Annotated in this window: 18 protein-coding genes and 1 tRNA gene; 1 reads left to right on the top strand and 18 read right to left on the bottom strand. The window is 56.1% G+C overall.

Annotated features, from left to right (window positions below; translation table 11 throughout):
* Positions 1 to 72: 72 nt before the first annotated feature.
* The 4 genes from CLOEV_RS09170 to CLOEV_RS09185 form a co-directional block, all read right to left on the bottom strand.
* Entirely contained in the window at positions 73 to 1,518 is a 1,446-nt protein-coding gene (locus CLOEV_RS09170) for a sodium/proline symporter (RefSeq protein WP_034443325.1), read from the bottom strand.
* A 219-nt stretch (positions 1,519 to 1,737) separates the two neighbouring features.
* The gene (locus CLOEV_RS09175) at positions 1,738 to 2,499 is read right to left on the bottom strand and encodes an acetoacetate decarboxylase family protein (protein ID WP_034443327.1); all 762 of its coding nucleotides are present in this window, start codon (positions 2,497 to 2,499) and stop codon (positions 1,738 to 1,740) included.
* Between the two features lie 163 nt (positions 2,500 to 2,662).
* Positions 2,663 to 4,126 carry a sigma-54 interaction domain-containing protein gene (locus CLOEV_RS09180; RefSeq protein ID WP_034443329.1) on the bottom strand — a complete coding sequence of 488 codons (1,464 nt, stop codon included), beginning with the start codon at positions 4,124 to 4,126 and terminating at the stop codon, positions 2,663 to 2,665.
* Between the two features lie 186 nt (positions 4,127 to 4,312).
* A tRNA-Sec gene (locus CLOEV_RS09185) sits at positions 4,313 to 4,409 on the bottom strand.
* A gap of 127 nt (positions 4,410 to 4,536) precedes the next feature.
* Here CLOEV_RS09185 and CLOEV_RS09190 point away from each other — a divergent pair.
* Complete coding sequence (locus CLOEV_RS09190) at positions 4,537 to 6,051, top strand: L-serine ammonia-lyase, iron-sulfur-dependent, subunit alpha (protein WP_034443331.1); 1,515 nt, start codon at positions 4,537 to 4,539, stop codon at positions 6,049 to 6,051.
* Between the two features lie 48 nt (positions 6,052 to 6,099).
* On the opposite strand, the gene CLOEV_RS09195 is transcribed toward CLOEV_RS09190, so the two are convergent.
* The 14 genes from CLOEV_RS09195 to CLOEV_RS09260 form a co-directional block, all read right to left on the bottom strand.
* Positions 6,100 to 7,404, bottom strand: coding sequence for a thymidine phosphorylase (locus CLOEV_RS09195; RefSeq protein WP_034443333.1), 1,305 nt, complete (start codon positions 7,402 to 7,404; stop codon positions 6,100 to 6,102).
* Positions 7,404 to 8,228, bottom strand: coding sequence for a purine-nucleoside phosphorylase (locus tag CLOEV_RS09200; RefSeq protein WP_008712316.1), 825 nt, complete (start codon positions 8,226 to 8,228; stop codon positions 7,404 to 7,406). Before CLOEV_RS09200 ends, CLOEV_RS09195 begins: the two co-directional genes overlap by 1 nt.
* Positions 8,229 to 8,303: 75 nt before the next feature.
* Positions 8,304 to 9,206, bottom strand: a complete 903-nt coding sequence (locus CLOEV_RS09205; RefSeq protein ID WP_008712317.1) for a tyrosine-type recombinase/integrase — start codon at positions 9,204 to 9,206, stop codon at positions 8,304 to 8,306.
* Entirely contained in the window at positions 9,203 to 9,754 is a 552-nt protein-coding gene (locus tag CLOEV_RS09210; RefSeq protein ID WP_008712319.1) for an NUDIX hydrolase, read from the bottom strand. Before CLOEV_RS09210 ends, CLOEV_RS09205 begins: the two co-directional genes overlap by 4 nt.
* Before the next feature lie 12 nt (positions 9,755 to 9,766).
* Positions 9,767 to 10,702: a methionyl-tRNA formyltransferase gene (gene fmt / locus CLOEV_RS09215; RefSeq protein WP_051485014.1), complete on the bottom strand. Its 936-nt coding sequence runs from the start codon at positions 10,700 to 10,702 to the stop codon at positions 9,767 to 9,769.
* Positions 10,702 to 11,193, bottom strand: coding sequence for a peptide deformylase (gene def, locus CLOEV_RS09220; RefSeq protein WP_008712322.1), 492 nt, complete (start codon positions 11,191 to 11,193; stop codon positions 10,702 to 10,704). The genes fmt and def overlap by 1 nt, the downstream gene beginning before the upstream one ends.
* Before the next feature lie 104 nt (positions 11,194 to 11,297).
* The gene (locus tag CLOEV_RS09225) at positions 11,298 to 12,878 is read right to left on the bottom strand and encodes a S1 RNA-binding domain-containing protein (RefSeq protein ID WP_008712324.1); all 1,581 of its coding nucleotides are present in this window, start codon (positions 12,876 to 12,878) and stop codon (positions 11,298 to 11,300) included.
* Between the two features lie 17 nt (positions 12,879 to 12,895).
* Positions 12,896 to 13,729 (bottom strand): 4-hydroxy-3-methylbut-2-enyl diphosphate reductase, encoded by an 834-nt coding sequence (ispH, locus tag CLOEV_RS09230; protein ID WP_034443335.1) that lies wholly within the window; start codon positions 13,727 to 13,729, stop codon positions 12,896 to 12,898.
* Positions 13,726 to 14,673 (bottom strand): tRNA (adenosine(37)-N6)-dimethylallyltransferase MiaA, encoded by a 948-nt coding sequence (gene miaA, locus CLOEV_RS09235; protein ID WP_034443337.1) that lies wholly within the window; start codon positions 14,671 to 14,673, stop codon positions 13,726 to 13,728. The genes ispH and miaA overlap by 4 nt, the downstream gene beginning before the upstream one ends.
* Positions 14,673 to 16,415 (bottom strand): DNA mismatch repair endonuclease MutL, encoded by a 1,743-nt coding sequence (gene mutL, locus CLOEV_RS09240; RefSeq protein ID WP_034443340.1) that lies wholly within the window; start codon positions 16,413 to 16,415, stop codon positions 14,673 to 14,675. The genes miaA and mutL overlap by 1 nt, the downstream gene beginning before the upstream one ends.
* Positions 16,412 to 18,991 carry a DNA mismatch repair protein MutS gene (gene mutS, locus CLOEV_RS09245; RefSeq protein ID WP_051485015.1) on the bottom strand — a complete coding sequence of 860 codons (2,580 nt, stop codon included), beginning with the start codon at positions 18,989 to 18,991 and terminating at the stop codon, positions 16,412 to 16,414. Before mutS ends, mutL begins: the two co-directional genes overlap by 4 nt.
* 96 nt (positions 18,992 to 19,087) lie before the next feature.
* Entirely contained in the window at positions 19,088 to 19,498 is a 411-nt protein-coding gene (gene ruvX, locus CLOEV_RS09250) for a Holliday junction resolvase RuvX (protein WP_008712330.1), read from the bottom strand.
* Positions 19,498 to 22,149 carry an alanine--tRNA ligase gene (gene alaS, locus CLOEV_RS09255; RefSeq protein ID WP_008712331.1) on the bottom strand — a complete coding sequence of 884 codons (2,652 nt, stop codon included), beginning with the start codon at positions 22,147 to 22,149 and terminating at the stop codon, positions 19,498 to 19,500. Before alaS ends, ruvX begins: the two co-directional genes overlap by 1 nt.
* A gap of 78 nt (positions 22,150 to 22,227) precedes the next feature.
* Positions 22,228 to 23,514, bottom strand: coding sequence for an amidohydrolase (locus CLOEV_RS09260; protein ID WP_034443342.1), 1,287 nt, complete (start codon positions 23,512 to 23,514; stop codon positions 22,228 to 22,230).

Consider the following 23,514-nt stretch of genomic DNA (forward strand, 5'->3'; position numbering starts at 1 on the left):
TATATAGTAACATCTAATTTTAGGAAGGCGAGCATCAGACAGCACCACAGGTGATATTAGCTATGATTTATACTATACCCGTTTTGGCATTCTTTGAGATGTCATTTTAGTCACAATATAAATGGTAAATGAGGCTGCTATCATCCCGGGTACTATTTCATGAAAAAATTTACTGTACCCCGCCATATACCAAATTGTAGATACCACGCTACCAGTAAGCATACCTGTTACGGCCCCCTTTTGATTACAATAGCGAGGTAAAAAGAGAACAAAAATAATCAGCGGACCAAACGCGGCCCCCACTCCCGACCATGCGTAGTTCACAAGGGCAAAGACTGTGTCTATGCGCATAAGAGCAATAGACAGAGAGAGGATGCCACACACGAGCATAACTATACGGCTTATTTTTACTATTTCGCGAGTGCTATAATCTTTTTTATTTACAATTTTCATAATCTCTACTACAGACTGTACGGCAACCATCAGTTGCGAGGAATAGGTAGACATTATAGCGGCAAAGATTGCGGCAATTACTAAACCAACAACAGCACTAGGCAAAAATTCCGCTACCATCGTGGGAAACACATATTCAGGATCGCTGAGATTTGGCATCAAAATACGGCCGCAGAGGCCAATTAAATTGGAGCCTATCATTGTAGCCATTGTCCATAGAACGCCTATCCATGCGACTGATTTAAGTGTGGCATTATCCTTTGCCGTAATAAACCGCTGCTGGACATGCGGTTGGCCAATAGTTCCTATCCCGTATATTACCCACCCTAGAGCAAGACTCGTACCAGCTTTTCCCATTGTTCCGTGAGCAAAATGTGCAAACATTGGATCTATCGCGATCAGATCCGCCCAAAATTGCTGCCAACCCCCGAGCACAAATATGATTGTGGTAATTGGGGCTACTATCAATATCGACATCATTATTAGTCCTTGGACCAAATCTGTGTATATAACAGATTTATATCCACCGCCAAAACAATACGCGATAACAAATACACCTGAAAATATCAGTGCAAGCGTATAATCCATACTAATCAGAGAGTTAATTGTCTTGCCCGCCGAGGTCAGTTGGGTGGACATATACGGTAAGAAAAACAAAGTTAATATCGCGGCACTAACCAGTCCAACACCGTGCCCTTTCGTGTGCCACGTAGCATTGATTTTTTTATCTATTAGATCCGCAACACTTAGAGCACCATATTCTTTGCTTTGCGCTCTTAAATAGGGTGCGATAAGACAATAATTTAAAAATCCTCCTAAAAGGAAACCAACATACATCCACATGCTGAATAAACCAACAGCATAAGACCACCCACAGGCGCCGATAAATATCCAACCGCTTGAATTAGTGGCTCCAGCGCTGATTGCTGTAGGCCAAGCGCCGAATGTCTTATTCCCCGTAAAGTACGACTCTTCCGATTTTCCTCCATCTCGTCCTTTGAATATCCCCATCGCAAAAACAGCAACAAGGTAAAGCGTTAAAACTATAATACTACCCGCTTTCATATGATATTACCTCCTTCGTTATTATCTTCCGGCGGCCATGGTATGTATTTAAGTCCAAGCCAAAAAAGTACTATATGGAATATTGGCATAATAAAATACAAAAAAGTTATCATAAGTGGCATTTTCATCTCTTAAGTTCATCTCCTTATAAGTAAGCTTCCTGTCGCCAACCACCTGTACCACCAAATATTTTAGGTCGTACAGGTGGTTGAACTATTGCTAAAATTCGTTAATAAGCGTATCTACTACTGTGGCCCAACCATGCTCATCTGATATTCGATGATTTCCTGTGATAAAGCGCCCACCCAATACCTCTTCAGGCGTAAAATCTGCTACAGGACACCTGTCAACGCTATTGAGCGTCACATTACACGGATGCTCAATACACGATTCCTGCACATAATCGGAACTGGAATCTCTTGTCAAAACTCTCTTCAAGGCTATCCCTGGACCTTCCGCTTTACCTATAACCTGCATTTGGATATGGGGATGAAGTTTAAGTGTTTTCAACGGCTGTTCTAAAGCCTTGGTTTTATCCATCTCTAGCCTGATTATTTCAACGCCACCTTTTTCACATACGGCGGTTATTTTTTCATCATTTTCTTCCATCCAGCACCGGCCATATTTCTTAGGATATCCCCAAAGTTCGCGGCCGGCTGCAATCGAATAGTCCTGATCCTCAAATTCAACTAGAAAATGACCACCCACTATGTTTTTGTACTTGACCGGAATAACAATCGCCGCATCCCAATATGCTCCCGTCTCTGCGCCGCTGAAATCACCAACATAAATATGATAGTAATTATCAACATACTCGAAAGGCGTTGGTTCCAAATATTTTTTAAGAATATCAGGATCGGTTCTGCATATCACAGTTAGAGTCCTATTGCCTGGACATTCGTATGGAACTTTAGGATCTGCATAAAGGGGAAACTGCACCGGAATGTTGTTCGCATTTGCTACTTTGATTTTACTGTTCACGTAGATCACCTCGTTTTAAGATAGACATCAACTTAATGTTGTGCCTATCTATTATTAAAAGCAAGAAATGTGCCAAGCATAAAAATGAGGCAATCAGCTAAGAAAATATTATGTCACTCATTCACAAGAGCTAATTATCATCATAAATAGTATTTAAAAAATACTATTTATAGTACATTTTGTTTTTTGTTTCTTGAACAAATTCCCGCAAATGAAACTTGCTGAGTTTATTTTGAAGAGTCTGTTGCGGAATCTCCAACTCTTGAGCAGCTTTTGAAAGGTTACCTTTATACTTCGTAATAGTCTCTTTCAGTAGCGATATTTCAAAATTTGTCACGGCTCTCTTAAGTGAAAAAGAAAATTTAGGTAGCAAGATATCATGCCCACCAGCACAAGGATAAAAATTCTGCGATATTACATCCCCGGAAAATGGAAACATCTCCTTACGGTCAAATGCTATTATTTTTTTTGAGGACATGCATATTGAACGTTCTACGACATTCTTCAATTCTCTTACATTACCAGGCCAGTCATACTCCATGAAGAAATTAATACTCTTCCGATCAAAACCCACTATGGACTTACCATACATATCATTGAATTCTTCTACAAAATGTTTTACTAAAATAGGAATCTCGTCTTTTCGGGCTCTTAAAGGAGGAACTTCCAAATAAACCACGCATATGCGATAAAACAGGTCGTTTCGTATCATCCCCTCTCCAACGAGCCGATCTGGTTTAGTGTTTGTCGCTGTAATTAATCTAAAATTAACTGGTATCTCTTTTAACCCACCAACCCTACGTACTACATGTTCTTGGAGAGGGCGTAGTATCTTTGCCTGTAGGTTCAGCGGCATGGAGTTTATTTCATCAAGAAACAAAACCCCCTTGTTCGCCAGTTCAAAAAGCCCTGGTCTGGTTTCCGCACCAGTAAAGCTCCCCTTTACAGTACCGAACAAACTACTCTCCAAAAGAGATTCTGGAATTGCTGCGCAATTTTGCGCGATAAATGGCGTGTCGTTCGCCTTATACATCGAATATACTGACTGAGCTATCATTTCTTTACCTGTACCAGTTTCGCCATAAATCAATAGATTAGCCTGTGAGTTAGCAGCAAGTATTATCTTTCTTTTCAACTCCTGAGTAGCTGGACCATCTCCAATAATATCACTTAAACAGTAATGGGATTCCCTTACCTTAAACTCATCTTTCAATATTTCGTTAATATGAGGAAACTTCCTATAAAAAAATTCCTTTGATTCAGAACTAAGTTCATCCATAGGCTCTGCCGCTTCACATACGGCAACTATCTCGTTATTGTCAATGATAGGAAATACTGAAATTAAAGAAATCCTTTGTTTTTTATTGATATCTGTCCACATACACACCGTATTCATTTCAGGTTTCCCTGTTGCAAAGACTCGTTCTATTACACTATTACCTATTGTCAGATCGGGAAAAATATCATACATAGACGGATTAAGAAATTCTCTCCCTTGATAAAGTCTATGCTTAGCAAGGTTATTTACATATATGATTTTTCTTTCGAGATTAACAACACACACGGAAGATTCAATATTTGCCAAAACATGCTCTAGGTAATCTTTGTTGAGCTTGTTGCCATTCATGACATACACACTCCCTACTATATAAGAATATCCACTTTTATTATACATAAATACAACAAAATTGATATTTAAGTAAAAGAACTTTTAAGCTACAAGTTCAAACCTTTACTTTTTATACAGAATAACAAAATAAATATTTATCTTATTTTTAAATTTTAGCTAAGAAAAAATGTGTAGGGCAAAAAATGGCGGAGGCGTGTAGGAATCGAACCTACCGAGACGGGCGTTACCCACCTCCACCGGATTTGAAGTCCGGGCCCAGCACCAGCTGAAACGCACCTCCGAAATGACGCGGTAAAGTCTATCAGAAAGTCGGCCTCACCGCAATCATCTTTTGCACAAAAGATATATGGCGGCCGTTTTTTACAGATGTTATACTTTTTAAAATTGATTTTCCGGAGGGGTACGAAATGGCGGTCAGCATTCTCAATAATGTGATCGGGCCGGTAATGCCCGGCTCTTCAAGCTCTCATACCGCGGGACCATATCATATCGCTAAGCTTTTTCGCGGATTTGCCGGGGCTTTGCCCAAAAGGACGGTCTTTACGTTCGCGCCGGGAAGTTCGATCGCCGAATGTTATCGTGACCAGGGGTCGGATCTGGCTCTCGTCATGGGCACCCTCGGACTGCCGCTGACCGACGGGCGCTTCAAGGAGGCGCTCTCACTATTTTCCGCCTTCGGCATCGAGATAGAATTTGCGATAGATAATTTCAAGGGCGCGCGCCACCCCAACAGTATAATGATAGAGGCCGAGACTGAGGGCGGCGGCATTCTCACCGCCGTCGCCGATTCCACGGGCGGAGGGGCTTTCACTCTCCACGCACTGAACGGCTGCCAGGTGGATATCTCCGGCGACGCCTATTATCTATTCGTTGAATCCGAGCTGCCGCCGGACTCCAGCTCTTTTGACGGATATGGAACTGTAACACGGCACGAAAACGGCTTTTTGCTGACCTCCCCCTACGAGATACCACCCGAGGCCGTCGATAAGCTGCGCGCGGCGCCGGGAGTAAGCTCTCTCAGAGCGGCGGAGCCGGTATTCTATCCTATACGGGGGCGGGCGCTTTATAAGGACGGACGCGAAATGATCGAATACGCGCGCGAGCGCGGCATTTCTTTAGGGGAGACCGCGCTCGAGTACGAATCCGCGCTGCTTGATATGCCCAAAGATGAGCTTGACCGGGAGATGGAACGGCGTCTGTCGGTGATGGAACGAGCCGTAGCGCTGGGACTGTCGGACGGTTCGCCGCGAATGTCGCTGCTCGCTCCGACCGCGAAGGAGATAATGGCCGCGGAGGCCGCAGGAAAACTGGCGCTCGGCGGCATCCACACGCGGGCCGCGGCGCGCGCGATGGCGGCGATGCAGGTGAACAGCGGTCAAGGCATCGTCTGCGCCGCTCCCACGGGAGGTTCCGCGGGAGTTTTGCCTGGCGTCGTCGTCACGATGCTCGATGATCTTAAAATCCCGCGCGCCGACGTGGTGCGCGCGATGTGGGCCGCGGGCGCGGCTGGTTGGGTGCTCGGAGAACACGGCACCTTCGCCGCCGAGGTCTGCGGCTGTCAGGTGGAGATCGGCGCGGCGGGAGCGATGGGCGCGGCGGCGGTCGTTGAAATGGCGGGAGGCTCGGCGGCGCAATGCTGCGACGCGGCGGCGGTGATGTTCCAGAACGCGATGGGTCTCGTCTGCGACCTTGTGCAGGCGACCGTTGAGATCCCATGCCACACCAGAAACGCCTCTTTCGCCTCTCAGGCCTTTGTATGCGCCGATCTCGTTTTAGGCGGATATCATAATCCCGTGGGCATAGACTGCACGGTAGAGGCCGTATGCGCCAGCGGACGAATGCTGCCCTGTGAGCTCCGCTGCACCTCGCTGGGCGGCATGGCAGTGACGAGCGAGGCCCTTGCGATGAAAAAGAGAAGGTAGGTCAAAGGATTTTCGCACATCCGGCCGGCGCATACGATAGGCGGCGCGTTAGAATACGTAATCCAGTATCAGTTCGCGCCTTTCGGCGTTTTCGGATACGGCCCAGCAATCCGTGAGATATTTCATCGCCTCGGCAAGCCTGGCGTCGTCATTGTAGAGTACCTCTATAACCGTATCGCCGACTGATACGGCGTCGCCGGTCTTTTTTCTCAGGCGGACGGCGACGGAACGGTCTATTTCGTCGTCGAGCTTCATACGGCCGCCGCCCAGCGCGCGGAGCGCCTCGCCGACGGAGAGCGCGTCAAGTTTCGAGAGGACGCCCCGCCTGGAGCTCTTTATCAAAAAGCTCTTCCCAGCGCGCGGCAGCACTTCCAGCGGGCGGCTGACCACTTCGGCGTCGCCGCCCTGCGCCGCGATTATTTCGGCAAATTTTCGCAGTGCGGAACCGTCGTCAAGGGCGCGTTCGGCAAGCCTCGCTCCCTCGGACATGTCCTTCGCGAGAGAGGCGACGGCGAGCATCAGGCCGCAGAGCGCCACGCACAGCCTCCTTGTGTCGGCGGGACCGCGGCCGCTCAACACCTCCACGGCCTCAAACACCTCCGCGGCGTTTCCCACCCATTCGCCGAGCGGCTGTTCCATGTCGGTTATCGCGGCGACGGCTCCTTTGCCGAGTTTTTTTGAGACCTTAACGAGGTTTTCGGCCAGGAAGGCCGCCTCTTCCCTGTTTTTCATGAAAGCGCCGCTGCCGCATTTTACGTCGAACACATAACCAAAAGCCCCGCCCGCGAGTTTCTTGCTGACGATGCTCGCGGTGATAAGCTCCGTCGAGGGGACGGTACCGGTCACGTCGCGCAGCTTGTAGAACCTGCCCTCCGCGGGAGCCAGCTGTTTTGAGTGGCCCGAGATGGCGCAGCCGATGCGGCTCACCTGTTCGAGAAATTCTTCCGGCTCAAGGTGCATCCTCATGCCCGGAATAGATTCAAGCTTATCGACGGTGCCGCCGGTGAAGCCGAGCCCCGGCCCCGAGAGCTTGGAGACTACGGCGCCGCAAGCCGCGGCGAGCGGCAGGAGCACCAGTGTCGTCTTGTCTCCGACGCCTCCGGTGCTGTGTTTGTCCACTATATGAAGGTCGGAGGGGAAGGAATAGGTCTCACCAGACTTCGCGAGAGACTCGGTGAAATACATGGTCTCGTTTTCATCCAGCCCGTTGAGGTAGGCCGCCATCAGCCAGGCGGAGAGCTGATAGTCGGGAGCTTCGCCCACCATGAGCCTGGCGATGAGTTCGCTGAACTCTTCCCTGCCGTGCCGCCCTTTATCGCGTTTTTTCTCTATGAACTCTATCATGTTGAACATCAGAGGCGAACCTCCTCTATGAAGGCCTCGATCAGACGCGCCACCGTCTCGCCGGCTTTGGACATCGTCTCAAGCACCTCCTGATGGGTCAGCTTTTCAGAGGTGATGCCGGCGCCGTAATTCGCCGCGCAGGAGACGCCCAGCACGCGGATCCCCATGTGGTTCGCGGCGATCACCTCCGGCACGGTGGACATGCCGACGATGTCGGCGCCCAGCATCCGCGCCATGCGCACCTCGGCGGGTGTTTCAAAGGAGGGGCCGCTGAAGGCGATATATACCCCGCGGCGCAGCTCAATCCCCTCTTTAGAGGCGGCCTGTTCCAGAACGCGCAGAAATTCCCGGTCATAGGCCTCCGTCATGTCAGGAAAGCGCACTCCCCAGTCGTCGTTGTTCACGCCTATGAGCGGATTCGTACCCATGAAGTTGATATGATCCTCGATGGCGACGATGGAGCCCGGCCTGATATCGGTGTTCACCGCGCCGGAGGCGTTCGTCACGACAAGGGCCTCTATTCCAAGCTGGCCAAGGACGCGCACGGGAAAGGTGACCTCCGGCATCGTGTACCCCTCGTAATAGTGGGCGCGTCCCTGCATCGCCGCGACCGGCGTCCCGCGCAGACTGCCGAGCAGAAGCTTCCCCTCGTGTCCGGGAGCTGTGGAGCGCGGCCAGTACGGTATCTCCTCGTAGGGAATGATCTCAGGACGTTCCAGCTGTTCGGCGACGCGCCCAAGTCCCGATCCCAGCACGATAGCCGCCTTCGGCCTCAGCGCGCTTCTCTTTTCAATATATCGGAGCGCCTCATCCACCTTGTCCCAGTGATACATCTATATCTCCTCCTCATCGCGGGTGAATATATTTCAAGCCTCTAATGTTTCAACTGCGCATCTGATCCGGGGCGCTCAGGCCCGGGGGTGAAAACGATCGTAGTAATCCCGCAGCTCCATGTCCATATGCGTGTATTTTTCCGTCGTCATGATAGAGCTGTGTCCCAGTATCTCCTGCAGCGTCCTTTGATCCATACCGTTGCGCAGCAGGTGCGTAGCGAAGGTATGGCGCAGCACGTGCGGATGAAGGCGGGCGACGGGAATGTCAGCCATCAGGCCGCGCTTGCGCATGATGACCCACAGCGTCTCCCGATGCAGCTGTTTTCCGTTCCGCGAGAGGAAGAGCCACTCTGTCCCATGTTTATCGAGTTTGGGACGATATTCAGCGATATATTCACCTATGTGGCGGCGGACGGCACCTATGTAGGGTATCGTCCGCTCTTTGCCGCCCTTGCCGCGGACGTACACTATCCCGTTGGCGGCGTCAAGGTCGCGCAGCCGTACGCTGCAAAGCTCCGAGGCCCTCATGCCGGCTCCGTAGGCAAGCTCGATAAAGGCCCGGTCGCGCTTGCCGATCGGCGTGCCGTCCTCGCAGGCGTTGATTATCCGCTGCACCTCTCCCTCGGTCATCACCTGCGGCAGCGTCTTCGTCCTCGCCGGCAGCGGCGCGAGGCGCGGCAGATTGTCGGTCACTCCGTCATACTGCAAAAAGCGCGCGAAAGAGCGGAGCATCGCTCCCAGACGCTGGACCGATGATTTTTTGCGCCCCTCTCCCTGCTGTGCCAGCAGGAAGCGTGAGATGGCGTCGGCCTGCATATCAAGCGGGTCGTGCCCGTTCGCCTCGCAGTGCGCGAGCCATATCTGCATGTCCGAGTTGTAGGCGCGCTGTGTGTTTTCTCCGCATCCGCGCTCGAGCCGGAGGTAGTCGGTGAAACGTTCTATCGTCTTTCCAAGCTCGCCTCCGACGGGGCGGATCATTTCCGCCTTCCTCTGGCCGCATACCAATAGTAGGCCATCAGCGTCTTGCCGTCGTTTATCTTCTTTTCGGCGATCATCTTTCCCAGCTCTTCTGGGGCGAAGGGAAATACCTTTATGTACTCGTCGTCGTCCGCGGGAAGTTTTGATGATATAAGATCCGTCGCGTAGTAGACAAATATCTTCTCTGTGCAAAAACCGGGGGAACTGTAAAATTCCGCGATCTCCTCGATATGCCCCGGCCTGAAACCGACCTCTTCCTGAAGCTCGCGTATCGCGGTCTCGCGCGGGTCCTCGCCGGCTTCGACGAGCCCGGCGGGGATCTCGTATATATCCTCGTCTATCGCGTGCCTGTACTGCCGGACAAGGACTATTTCCCCGCGCTCGTTGACGGGAAGGACCGCCACGGCGGATTTGTGCAGCACCACCTCGCGAACCTTCTCCGAGCCCGAGGGAAACTTAACGGTGTCCACCCGAAGATCGACGATGCGTCCTTTATACTTGCATTCGGAACGCACGATGTTGCGCAATTGATTTTTAGAATCGCTCAAGACAAGCACCTCTTATCCAATCTCTTCGCCCTTTTCAATACGGGCTCCGCGCGCCCAGTCCGCCGCGCGCTGCGGCTTTTTACCCTCCGGCTGTACCTCTACGAGCTTCAGCGCCCCCTCGCGGCAGGCGATGACTGGCATTCCCTCGACGATCTCACATCGGCCGGCTTCGCGGGCGACAGAGGGCAGCGGTTCCGCGGCAAGCACGCGCAGGCGTTTTCCCCGTACCGCGCAGTATACTCCGGGCGAGCTTCCGATCCCTCTGATCTTGTTGACGATCTCCCGGGCGCCGTCGGCGCGCCAGTCGATCTTTCCCTCAGATTTGTCTATCTTGGGCGCCGCGGTCGCATTTTCCTCTTTTTGCGGAGTAAAATGCCAGTCTTCCGGCGCGGCTTCGCAAAGGTAATGAAGCAATGTCCCCGCGCCGAGCAGGGCGGCCTTCTCCATCAGCGTCGCGGTATTGTCTTCCGGCAATATCTCCAGCTCGGGCTGCGCGAGTATCGGCCCGGAATCCATGCCCGCGTCAAGTCGGAATATGGAGACCGCGGTCTTCGTCCTGCCATCCATCAGCGCCCGCTGTATGGGGGCCGATCCTCTGTATTCCGGCAGCCTGGAAGGATGGATGTTCAGACACCCCAGAGGAGCCATCGAAAGCACCGGCTCCTTTATGATATGGCCGAAATCTATCACCAGCATCACATCGGGGGTGTTGTCCCCCAGCCAGGCGAGCCGTTCACGGTCGGCAGCGAGTTTTTCCGTGGTATGGACGGGCAGCCCGAGCGTCCCGGCAAGCTCCCATACGGGTGTATTCTGGAACTTGAGCCCGCGTCCGGCGGTTTTCGGCGCGTTTGTCAACACCCACGCGGGGCGCACACGCTCGGATATTATTTCAAGACACCGGGAGGCAAAGCGCCCGGAGCCCATGAACCCGACTGTAAGGCGGCCCATTATTTTTCCGCCGCCCGTTTGGCGATTTTTTTCTTGAGGAACTGGCGTTTGAGCGGGGAAACTCGGTCGATAAGCAGACGCCCGTTCAGATGGTCTATCTCATGGGAGAAGACGCAGGCGGTGAATCCGTCGAGCGAGAGCCGCCGCGGAGCGCCGGTTTCGTCCTGATAGACGACCGTAAGTTTCTCCGGCGACGTGACCTTCTCGTAGATGCCGGGAAAGCTGAGGCAGCCCTCCTCGTTCGTCACTGAGCCCTCCGCTTCGATAACTTCGGGATTCACAAGGACAAACTTTTCTCCATGATAATCTATGACGACGAGCTTTTTCGTGACCCCGACCTGCGGCGCGGCAAGGCCTATCCCGTCGCTGGCGTACATAGTCTCGAACATGTCGTCGATGAGAGACTTCAGCTCCCCGTCAAAATCTTCCACCCGCTCCGTCTCTTCGCGAAGCACCGGATCGGGATAAACGCATATAGCTCTAAGGGCCATAATTGACCTCCTGTCATGTATCTTCATATTTGCCCTATTGTAACGTAAAAAGAGGCCCCGCTCAAGATGAACGGGGCCTCCGTATATTTTGATCCGGCTTTAGCCTATTCGGCCTCTTCCTTCTCGCGCTGCTTGAGAAGGTCTCCGATCGAGAAGTTCATCTCTTCCTGCGGGAGCTGGCTGTTGGAGCTTTCCTGCCTTCTCCGGTCTCCGCCCTCGGGGCGGCGGCGGCGCGGACGGTCTTCGCCGCGCTTTGAAGGAGCTCCGCCGGAGGCGGGCTGATCGTGAGATTCATCACGCGGCGCGCGTCTTACGGGCTCTTCGTTCGCGGGACGCAGGCTGAGGCGGATACGGCGCTCGACGGGGTTCACTTCGAGAACGCGGGCGGTAACTTCCTGTCCCTCTGAAAGCACTTCTTTGGGATTCTCCACTCTCTGTGTCGAGAGCTGGGAGATGTGGATGAGCCCTTCGATGCCCTCTTCAAGTTCGACGAAGGCTCCGAAGTCAGCGATGCGGACGACCTTTACGGGGACTTCGGCATCCTTCTGGTACTTCTCGGCGGCATCCTTCCAGGGGTCGTTGAGCTGCTTGTAGCCGAGGCTGATGCGCTTGCGTTCCGTATCGGTCTCGATGATCGAAACTTCGACCTTCTGTCCCTTTTTGAGGACTTCTTTCGGGTGCTTGATGCGCGTCCAGCTGAGGTCTCCGATATGGATAAGTCCTTCTACGCCGGGCTCTATTTCTACGAATGCGCCGAATTCTGTCAGGTTGGTGACGGTGCCCTCGGTGACTTTTCCGGGCGTCCAGCGCTCGGCCGCCGTCGTCCAGGGATCGTCAAGCGTCTGGCGGATCGAGAGGGAGATCCTGTTGTTCTCCTTGTCGATGCCGATGACCTTTACCTTGACATGATCACCCTTGGCGACTATCTCTTTGGCCTTCGCGTTGCGCTGCCATGAAAGTTCGCTGATGTGGACAAGTCCTTCCATCGCACCAAGGTTGACGAAAACACCGAAGGAAGTGATGCTGCTGACATCGCCCTCAAGGACGTCGCCTTCATGTACCTGATCATAGAAGGCCTGGCGGATGCCTGTGAGTTCCTCTTCGATGAGGCTGCGGCGTGAGAATACGAGGCGGCGCTTTCTGCGGTCCTTTTCGATGAGCTTCACGGGGAACTCCTGGTCAAGGAGCTTTCCGGGGTTCACTCCATGCCCTTCCTGCGTGAGATGAGAGATGGGGATGAATCCTTCGATGCCGCAGCAGCTTACGATGAGGCCGCCCTTCACCTTGCGGATTCCCTTTACCGTTATCGTCTCGTTGTTCTCCGCCTCTGCTTCGAGCCTGTTCCAACGCTCGTCAAATTCGCAGCGCCAGCGTGAGAGACCGAGCTGGGCGTCTTCGCCCTGTCCGATATTCGTGATCTGCACTCTGACCTTGGCGCCGTTCTCGGGCTCGGGAGTCTCTTCTACGAGAACTCTGTGAGTCCATTCTTTGCGCGGAAGAAAGCCTTCGCATTTGTAGCCTACATCTACGAGCCAGCCGTCCTCACGTGAATCGACGACGGTTCCCTCCACGACCTTGCCGCGGTGGAAGTCGCCCATCACATCGTACTGCTGCATCATTTCTTCCATTGTTTCTTCTTTTTCCTGTGTTTCCATTACGTCTTCTGTACGAAGCTCGTCAACCATTCCCAACATCCTCCTGCTTACATCATCTTTAATTTTTGGATCAGTTCTTTTATCAGCCAGTCGGGGGTGCTGCCTCCCGCGGCTATTCCAATCGTATCCTTATTTTCCAACCAACCCCCTTCCAGTTCTCCCGCGTGTTCTATCCACAAGGTCGGCACTCCTGAACCGGAGGCGATCTCTGCGAGCTTTCGCGTATTAGCGCTGTTTCTGCCGCCCAGCACTATGATGCCATCCGCCTCTTCCGCGAGCCGGCAGACGGACTGTTGGCGCGCGAGAGTCGCGCGGCATATCGTATTATATACCTTTATTTCAGGAGATACAGAGGCAAATCCGCCCACCAGCGCCGCAAATGTCTCCACGCGCTGCGTGGTCTGGCTCAATATGCCGCAGCGCCTGCCGTACAATTCGCGAGGGATCTCTCCCGCCGATGCCAGCACGCGGACCTCTCCGGAAACATAGCCCATAATACCCTTGACCTCCGGATGGGAGGCGTCTCCTAATATTATCACGATATAGCCATCTTGGGAAAGGGTTTGTGCTCTTTCCTGAGCCGTTTTTACAAAAGGACATGTCCCGTCGACCATTTTCGCGCTTCTTTCGCGCAGCAATTCAAATATCTCCGGCGTTACTCCGTGCGCCCGCACAAAAGATACCGCGCCCTCCGGCACCTCTTCCGGCGAATCGACGACGACGAGCCCCTGTTTCTCGAGACGCGCTATCTCCTGCGGATTATGTATCGGGCTGCCCAGCGCGAAGACCCGGCGACCTTTCTTCAGCTCTTCCTCAAGTGTCGTTATCGCGCGTTTTACGCCGAAGCAGAGCCCCGTCGGGTCGGCGGTTATGATCCTCACGCGCCGCCCTCCAGGTGCGCGAGGCAGCGCGGGACGACGTCTTTTAGGGCGTCCTCCTTCGATACCTCGTCAAAATCGTACCATACAGCGGGCTCAAAATGCTTGAACCAAGTCATCTGCCGGCGAGAGAAGGCCTTAGTCGAGCGGATGTCGCCCTCGATCGCCTCAAGAAAGGTGCATTCGCCGCCGATGTACCGCACCAATTCGCGATAGCCAAAGCCCTGCAGGGCGGGAAGCGACGGAGAATAGCCGTTGTCAAGCAGCCATTTGACCTCCTCCGGATATCCGCTGGCGAACTGCTCCTTGACGCGGCGCTCTATATTCCGGTAAAGATTGGCGCGCAGCCGCGTCAGGCCGATATACAATATTTCATAGGGAGACTCTATCTTGCCCTGCCGCCCGTACCACCAGCTCGCATTTTTGCCGGTGATGCGGAATATTTCGAGGGCGCGCATGGTGCGGACGGGGTCGTTCCGATGTATCCTGGCCCCCGCTTCGGGATCTATCTCAAGCAGCTCCTGATGCAGCGCGGGAAGCCCGCGTCCCGTTATCTCCTCTTCAAGCTGGGACCTGATATTTTCATCTTTAGGCAGGTCCTCCGAGAGCATTCCGGCAAGCGCGCGGTAGTAGAATGGCGTGCCTCCGATCAGCAGCGGCGCGCGTCCGCGGGCCATGATCCGGCTCACGGCGTCCTCAGTATCCTCCGCGAAGTCGGCGGCGGAATATATCTGATCGGGGTCGACGACGTCGATCAGATGGTGGATCACCTCGCGCCGGATCTCACGCGAGACCTTGTCCGTGCCGACGTCGAGATAACGGTAGACCTGGCGCGAGTCGACAGAGATGACCTCGGCATTCAGCCTGGCGGCAAGCGCGAGGCTGAACTCCGTCTTGCCGACCGCGGTCGGTCCGATTATCGCAACAACGGGAATTTTCTTAACCATTATCTTTCAAACCAGTCGCGTAGTTTTTTATTTTCGATGAGGAATACCGTCGGCCTTCCGTGCGGGCAGGTATACGGTGTGTCGCAGCGTTCGAGGCGGCGCAGCAGTTCAAGGGCCTCCTCGGGCTCAAAACGGCGTCCCAGCTTTACCGCGTCGCGGCAGGCGAGGCGCGCCATGCGCCACCACACCTCGCGGTCGCGTTTGGCGGGGTCGTTTTCGACCTCCAGGCCGCGCAGAGCCGAGCGGAGCATGTCGATCGGCGAGAGATGCCCTTTGCCCTTGATCGCGGGCACCGCCGTCACCTTGCCGCCCTCCGTGCGGAATCCGAGCGCGGCAAGCTCTTTTTCGTAGAGCGCCGCCTCGGCGGCCGCCGCCTGCGGTATCTCCATCGGCAGAGTCAGCCACTGCGTCGCGATATTATCTTTGAAATTTTCGCAGATATCCTCAAAAAGGATGCGTTCATGCGCCGCGTGCGGGTCCATCACGGCGAGCGCCCCCGGAAAGTCGAAAATCAGGAAACCCTCGGCGCTCTGGCCGACATAATTTTTATCGAAGAAAAACTCTTCTTCGTCCGGCGGCGTTTCCTCCGCCGGCGTGAAGATGTTTTCCGCCTGCGCCTCCGCGCCCAGCGGGCTGGCGGCGCGCCACGGTCCCTTCTTCTGGAAGCTCCATCCGTCCGGGCTGTATGACGCCTGCGCGGAAGAGGGCTCCGTTCCGAAGGCGGCCCGCGGCGGCGTCAGAAAAGCCTCGGCCCCGCCGGGCGGCATCGGCGGCGCGGCGATCGAATGCCGCTGCGCGAAGATCGCCTTTGCGTTGTCATAAACGATCTTGAAGGCGTCGCCGCTCCGGCGGAAGCGCACTTCCTCCTTCGTCGGATGGATATTGACGTCGACATCCTGCGGAGGGAGGTCGAGAAGTACGAGCCATTCGCCGTAAGCCGCGGCGTCAGCGGTGGAAAGAGCGGCGCGTATCGCGGCGTCCTGCACCCGCCGCCCGTTGACGAAGAGCATGATCACGACGCGGCGCGAATCCGGGATCGGATTCCACCAGAGGCGGGCGAAGAGAGGACCGCTCCGCGACTCGGAATGATATATCTTCGTCTGTAGGCCCCAGCGGCGCAGCAGCGTCTCCTCCACACTACCGGCCCCCGTATATTCAAGGATCTTTTTATTCTCCTCGTAAAGGCGGAAGGTCACCTCGGGATGTATCAGCGCGTAGTCGTTGACGATCTGGACGATCCTGCGCAGCTCCGCCGACGAGGTCTTAAGAAATTTACGGCGCGCGGGCAGGTTGAAAAACAGGTCGTCTATCTGTATCCGCGTCCCCGGCTTCGCCGGCGTCTCCGTGTGCAGGGTTATCACGCCCGCCTCGCAGCGGATGAGGCCGCCGGTGCCGGCTCCGTCCGTCTTGCTGCGTATCTCCATCCGCGAGACGGCGGCGACGCTCGCGAGCGCCTCCCCGCGATACCCCAGGGTCGATATCCTCTCAAGGTCTTCGATGTCCGTTATCTTGCTCGTCGCGTAGCGCTCAAGCGCGAGCGGCAGCTCCGCGCAGGGGATGCCGCAGCCGTCGTCCTCGATGACGAAAGAGCTCTTGCCGCCCTGTTCCGTCTGTATCGAAATCGTGCGGGCTCCCGCGTCGAGCGAATTTTCTATCAGTTCCTTCGCGACGGACGAGGGACGTTCTATCACCTCTCCGGCGGCGATCCTCGTTGAAATGTCGGGGGCGAGCTTCTTTATCATTTGAATCCAAGTACCTTTCTGCTCTCTTCGCGCAGGCGGCAGACCAGCTCGAGCGCCGCCAGCGGCGTCATATTGTTCGGGTCGCAGACGGAAAGCTCCTCGAGGATCGCCTCCTGACGCACGTCAAAAAGCGTGAGCTGGTTCTGCTGCGAATTCTTTATCTCCTCGTTTTTCTCCGCGCCCTTTTCCTCAAATTTAGCAAGCAGCTCCTCGGAGCGCCGCAGCACTGCGGCGGGGACCCCGGCAAGACGCGCCACCTCTATCCCGTAGGAGCGGTCGGATGGCGCTTCGACGATCTTATGGAGGAATACCACGCCGTGCTCGCCCTCTTCAACTCCCATGCTGAGGTTGACTATCCCCGGGAGAAGGTCCGCGAGCTGGGTAAGTTCGTGATAATGGGTCGCGAAAAATACGCGCGGCTGGGCGTGCTCCTGCCCCTGTAAAAATTCGACTACCGACCAGGCGATGCTTAGGCCGTCATAAGTCGAAGTCCCGCGCCCCACCTCGTCGAGGATTATCAGGCTGCGGTCCGTGGCGTGGCGCAATATATTGGCCGTCTCCACCATCTCCACCATGAAGGTGCTCTGCCCGCGCGCCAATTCGTCACGCGCGCCGATGCGCGTGAATACGCGGTCGATCAGCCCGATGCGCGCGCTCTCGGCGGGGATGAAGGAACCCATATGGGCCATCACCGCGATCAGCGCCGCCATGCGCAGATAGGTAGATTTACCGGCCATATTCGGCCCCGTAATGAGGGCGATCCGGCGTCCGTTTTCGGCGCTGAAGTTGAAGTCGTTCGGCGTGAACGGGTTCTTGCCGAGAGTCACCTCGACGACGGGGTGCCTGGCGCCGCGAACGACGAAATCCTTGCTCATGTCCATCCGCGGGCGGCAGTATCCCTGCTCGGCGGCGACGGCGGCAAGCGACAGCAGCGTGTCAAGCTCGGCGAGGAAATTCGCCGTGCGCTGTATCGATGAGGCCTGCGCCAGCACCTCGTCCACCAGGGCTGCGTATATCCGCTCTTCTATCGCCAGCATTTCGCCCTCGGCGCTGAACATTTCACGCTCAAAGGCCTTCAGCTCGTCGGTGATGAAACGCTCGGCGTTCACAAGCGTCTGCTTGCGTATGTAATTCAGGGGAGCCCTGTCGGCGCTGCCTTTCGGTATTTCTATGTAATATCCGAAGACCTTGTTGACGCCGGCCTTCAGGTTTTTTATGCCGCTTTTGGCGCGCTCGGCCTCCTCAAAGGCGGCGAGCCACGACGAGGAATCCTCCGCCTTGCTGCGCCACGAATCAAGCTCCGCGTCGTAGCCGCTTTTGATGACGCCGCCGTCGCGCAAGAAGCGCGGTACCGAGTCGGCTACCGCCGCGTGGAGCAGCGCCGCGAGCTCCGAGGTGTCACAGGCGGGAATGAGGGCGGCGAGAGCCCCCTCCCCGGCGGCGATCGCCCTTATCTCAGGCACGATGTCGAGAGTCTCCTTAATGACCAGCATATCCGAGGGCGAACCCATTTTAAGGGTGATGCGGGAAAGCGATTTTCCCATATCGCGGCAGCCCGCGAGCAGCTCGCTCAGGCGCGACCTGAGCCTCGGATCGCCCGTCAGCCGTTCGACTATATCCTGGCGCGCCCCGATCGCTTCAATGTCCTGCAACGGCGAGGTGATCCACTCCTTAAGCATCCTCTTGCCCATCGGCGTGCGGCAGCGGTTGAGCACCCAGAACAGCGAGGTCGCGCTCTGATCGATAAGTTCAAGATTTGCCTGAGTGTTCTGGTCAAGAATGAGGTTTTCGCGCGGGAGTATCGGCGTGACGGCGGTTATGTGCGACGCCTTGGAAAATTGAGTCTCCTCAAGGTATTTGACGGCGGTGGCCGCCGCCCCCGCCGCCGCGTCGCGATCGTCGAGCCCCATCGCGGACAACGACGATATATTCCACTTGCGGCAGAGCCAAGCTGAGGCCTGCGCGGGAGCGAAATCCCCCCTGTCGCGCTCCACCGCGTTGCAGGAGGCGAGAGAGGGACAATTTTTGCGGAACTGGTCGATCTGTCCGCGCCGCAGAAGCACTTCGTTGGGGGCAAAGGCCGAAAGGATCGAAACTCCGCCCTCAAAGGAGAAGGTACCGGCGCGCAGGGCGCCGCTCGCGGAATCCAGCAGCGCCAGAGAGAGGTTCCTGCCATCGAAGAGACAGGCCGCGATCTTTCCGTCGCCGTCGGAGTTCTCCGGCAGCCACGTCCCCGGCGTGACGATGCGGGTGACGCTGCGCTCGACGAGAGTCCGTCCGTCCGGTTCGGTGATCTGCTCGCAGATCGCCACGCGGAAGCCGGCGGAGACAAGCCTGCCAAGGTAGGAATCGACTGAATGGAAGGGGACGCCCGCCATCGGTATCTGGTTTTCCGAATCCTTGGAACGTGAGGTAAGGGTGATGTCGAGCACGGCGGAGGCCGTCTTCGCGTCTTCAAAGAACATCTCGTAAAAATCTCCCATGCGGAAAAAGAGAAGGCAGTCCGGGTACTTGTCCTTCCAGTGCACATACTGCTCAAGCATGGGGGTCATCTTGATTCCAACGGGCAATTCCAAAATTTCCTTGATTCCTTCCTTCTAAAGATAACTAAAGATAAAATTTCAAACCGCCGGACGCCACAGGCGCGCCGGCGGCGCGGGTGGCGTATACGATCAGCGGCCCCGGTCCAGGTAGCTTTGAAGAAGCAGGGTGGCCGCTATCTTATCCACCTTTTTCTTTCTTCCCGCGCGCGATACGTCCGCCTCCAGCAGCGCCTGCTGAGCGATGGTCGTCGTAAAGCGCTCGTCCCAGAACTCGATCTCAAGGTCTGGAAAATATTCCTGTACCGACTTCGCCGTCTCGCGCATACGAACGGCCTCCGGCCCCTCGCTGCCGTCGGTGCGGCGCGGCATGCCGATCAAAAGTTTGGGCTTCTCGTACTCGCCTGCTATCTTTGCTAGATCGGAAAGCCAGCAGCCCTTAGCGTCAAGCACGGCGACCCCCTGCGCAAAAAAGCCCAAGGGGTCGCTGACGGCGACACCGATCCTGACAGATCCTATATCAAGAGCGATTATCCTCTGCATTACTTTCCTTTTGCCATTAGCCCCTCAAAGAGTTTCGGCGCGGCGGCGAACGCCTTGTCGAGATCCTTTGAGCTAGGCGCTCCGCCCTGCGCCAGCGTCGGGCTTCCGCCGCCCTTGCCGCCCATCTCGGCGGCCACCGCTTTCAGCAGCGAACCGGCGTTCGCCCCGAGTTTCACGATATCGGGCGAAGCCATCGCGGTAAAGGCGACGTGCTTTTCTTCGCCGACGCCGGCGAGCAGCATCAGCGCGTTCGGATACTTCTGGCGTATCCGGTCGCCGATCTGCCGCAGCAGATCGGGCGTGATATTCTCAAACTTCTCGACGATAAGGTCGACGCCGCCGGCGTTGGCCTTCGGCCTCACGCTGTTCTCTATATCGGACATCGCGGCTTTCACCTGAAGCTCACGGTTTTTACGCTCAAGCACCTTCTTTTCGTCGACCATCGACTCGACCTTGGACATCAGGGATTCAATATCCCCGCCGACCATAGTCACGAGCGAAGTGACCGCGAGGCCGAACGACTGGAAAAGGGGCAGCGAAGACGATCCCGCGACCGCCGTTATACGGCGGATGCCGGAGCCGATGCCCTCCTCGCGGAGGATCTTCACAAGGCCGATCTCTCCCGTGTTTTTAACGTGAGTCCCGCCGCAAAGTTCTGTTGAAAAGTCCTCTATATCCAGCACGCGGACCTCGTCCCCGTATTTTTCGTCAAAAAGCGCGCGGGCGCCCGTCTTCTTCGCCTCTTCTATCGCCATCACGGTGGTAACGACGGGCTTGTTTTTCAGCACCTCGGCGTAGACGATGCCCTCCACCTCGCGCAGTTCGTCGAGCGTCACCGGCGCAAAGTGGTTGAAGTCGAAGCGCAGGAAGGTCGGCGTCACGATAGAACCGGCTTGCCGCACATGCTTGCCGAGCACGCGCGCGAGCGCCTCGTGCATAAGGTGAGTCGCCGTGTGGTGACGCTGTATCTCGGCGCGGCGTTCCGCGTTTATTTCAGCGGTCACACCGTCGCCCGTTTTTACGACGCCGGAGAGGACCTTGCCGCGGTGGACGATGAGGTCCGCCACCGGATAGACGGTGTCAGCCACCTCAAACGTCATGCCGGAGGCCGTTATCGTTCCGGTGTCTCCCACCTGGCCGCCCTTTTCGGCGTAAAACGGGGTATCGCTGAGGACGATGTCGGCCTCTGCGCCGGCCGCGGCGCTCTCGGCAAGTTCTCCGTCGATGATTATCGCTTTGACTTGAGCTTCGCACTTCACCTCTGTATATCCGCAGAAGGGGCTCGGGGCGATCTTATCCGCGAGCTCCGTATAGACGTTCTTTGAGATGACGCTGCTCGTCTGTTTGCTTGAGGCGCGGGCGCGCTCGCGCTGCTCCTCCATCGCCGCCTCGAAGCCGTCCTTATCCACTGAGATGCCTCGCTCTTCGCAGATCTCCTCCGTGAGTTCGAGCGGGAAACCGAACGTGTCGTAAAGAACGAACGCAACGTCACCGGGCAGCTTATTTTCTTTGCCGGCTTCAAGTTTTGCTATTTCCGAATCCAGAAGGTCGCTGCCCTGCGCCAAGGTGCGCGAGAAGCGCTCCTCTTCAAGGCTCAGCACCTGCTCTATCGTCGCGGCCTGTTCCTTCAGCTCCTGATATTCGTCGCCTATAGATTCGCGCACGACGGGCAGCAGCTTAGTAAGGAACGGCTCTTCGATGCCTAGCAGCCGCCCGTAGCGCACGCACCGCCTGATGAGCCGGCGCAGCACGTAGCCCGTGCCGTCGTTCGCGGGAAGGATGCCGTCGGCGATCATGAACGCCGAGGCGCGGATGTGGTCGGAGATGACCTTGACCGCCATATCTCTCTTCGGGTCCTCTCCGTACTTGACGTTGACGAGTTCGCAGGCTTTGTCCATGATCGGACGGAAAAGGTCCGTCTCAAAATCGTTGGGGACGCGCTGAACGACCGACGCCAGCCTTTCGAGGCCCATGCCGGTGTCTATATTTTTATGGGGCAGCGGCGTGAGGTTGCCGGCCTCGTCGCGGTTATACTGCATAAAGACAAGGTTCCATATCTCAAGATAGCGGTCGCAGTCGCAGCCGACCGTGCAGGTCGGTTTGCCGCAGGAAAACTTCTCGCCCTGGTCATAGATTATCTCCGAGCAGGGGCCGCAGGGGCCGACCGGGCCGGCGGCCCAGAAGTTGTCATCCGCGCCGAGGCGGAAGATGCGCTCCTTCGGCAGCCCGACCTTTTCGTGCCAGATATCGAAAGCCTCGTCGTCGTCAAGATAGACCGTCGCGTAGAGGCGGTTCGGGTCGAGGCCGACGCGCTCGGTGAGAAATTCCCAGGCCCAGGGGATGATCTCGGGCTTGAAGTAATCGCCGAAACTGAAGTTGCCCAGCATCTCGAAGAACGTATGATGGCGCGCCGTGCGTCCGACGTTCTCGATGTCGTTCGTGCGCACGCACTTCTGCGAGGTCGTCGCGCGCGTCACCTCAGGCGTCTTCAAGCCGAGGAAATACGGCTTGAAAGGCACCATGCCCGCTATCGTAAAAAGGAGGGTCGGGTCGTCAGGCACCAGCGAAAAGCTGTGATACCTTTTGCATCCCTTTTCCTCAAAAAATTTCAAAAACAGTTCGCGTAACTCTTTGCCGCTGCGGCGTTCCATAAAGATTGCCCCCAATAGTTTTTAATCTAATTGATTATTATAATCCATATCCGCCCTCTGCGAATATTATTCAGATCATTATTCGGCGCTGGTGAGATATTGCCTCGCCGCGCGGGCGTCGTTCATGACCTTTTCGGCGTCCATCTTTGTGAAGGCGCCCATGTGATAGAGCGTCTCGCCGGCGACGACCGTCGTCCTCACGTCCGCCGAGGAGCCGGCGTATACGAGGCAACCAGGCAGATTTTCAAGGTCCCAGCCGACATAGTGCGGCTGGTCGAGGTCGATCAGCATGAAGTCCGCCGTGTATCCCTCCTTAATGAGTCCCGTCTTTTCAAATCCGAGAGCACGCGCCCCGTTCACCGTCGCCATGCGCAGGGCATCCTCCGCGGAGAGCAACGTCGGGTCCATGTTCGCGCCCTTCTGGGCAAGCGCCGCGAAGCGGAGTTCGTCCCACATGTCGAGGCGGTTGTTGCTCGAAGCGCCGTCGGAACCGATGGAGACCGTCACTCCGGCCCTCTGCATCGCCGCCACGGGAGCCGTGCCGCTGCCGAGTTTCCAGTTGCTCTTCGGATTGTGCGCCGCCGTTATATTGGGGCGCGCGTAGAAGGGCAGTTTATCCTTTTCTATCCAGACACAGTGCGCGAGGAGCAGCCGCTTGACTCCGGTCAGGCCGGTCTTATCAAGGAACTCCTCCGGCGTCATGCTCTTTGAAGATTCAGAGAGGGTCCAGTCGCTTGTCGTCTCAAGCCAGTGGAGCTGGACGGCGAGATCGTTTTCCTTCGCCGCGTCGGCGACATCCCTCATAAGCTCAAAGGGTACCGTGTAGGGAGCGTGCGGCCCCAGCTGCACGTTGACAAGTCCCTGCGCGCCGTTGTAGTCCCGCGCGAGCTTCAGGTTTTCCGCGAGCTTCTCCGCGCCGTCCGCGCCTCCGACGATGCCGCGGCATAGCCCGGCTCTCATGCCGGCCGCCAGCGCCGCCTCGGCGACGCGGTCCATGAAGAAATACATATCGGCGAAGCAGGTCGTCCCCGTCGAGAGCATCTCCATGATCGCGAGCTGAGTCCCAGCGTAGACGAGGTCTCCGTTAAGCCTGTTCTCCACGGGCCAGATCCTTTGTTGAAGCCATTCCATGAGTGGGAGCTCCTCGCCGAGACCGCGCAGCAGCGTCATCGCCGCGTGTCCGTGCGCGTTGACGAAGCCGGGAATAAGCGCCGTCCTGCCGCGCCCCTCATAGGCCGCTCCGTAGCGGAAGGTGCCGGCCGGTTCGACGGCCGCGATCCGCGAGCCCTCGGTGCGCACGTCGCAGCGGCGCGCGCCCTTCGACTCTCCGTCCCATACGATCACATCACGATAGAGATTCTGCAT

Origin of the sequence: Cloacibacillus evryensis DSM 19522, assembly GCF_000585335.1 — a bacterium.
Lineage (GTDB): Bacteria > Synergistota > Synergistia > Synergistales > Synergistaceae > Cloacibacillus > Cloacibacillus evryensis.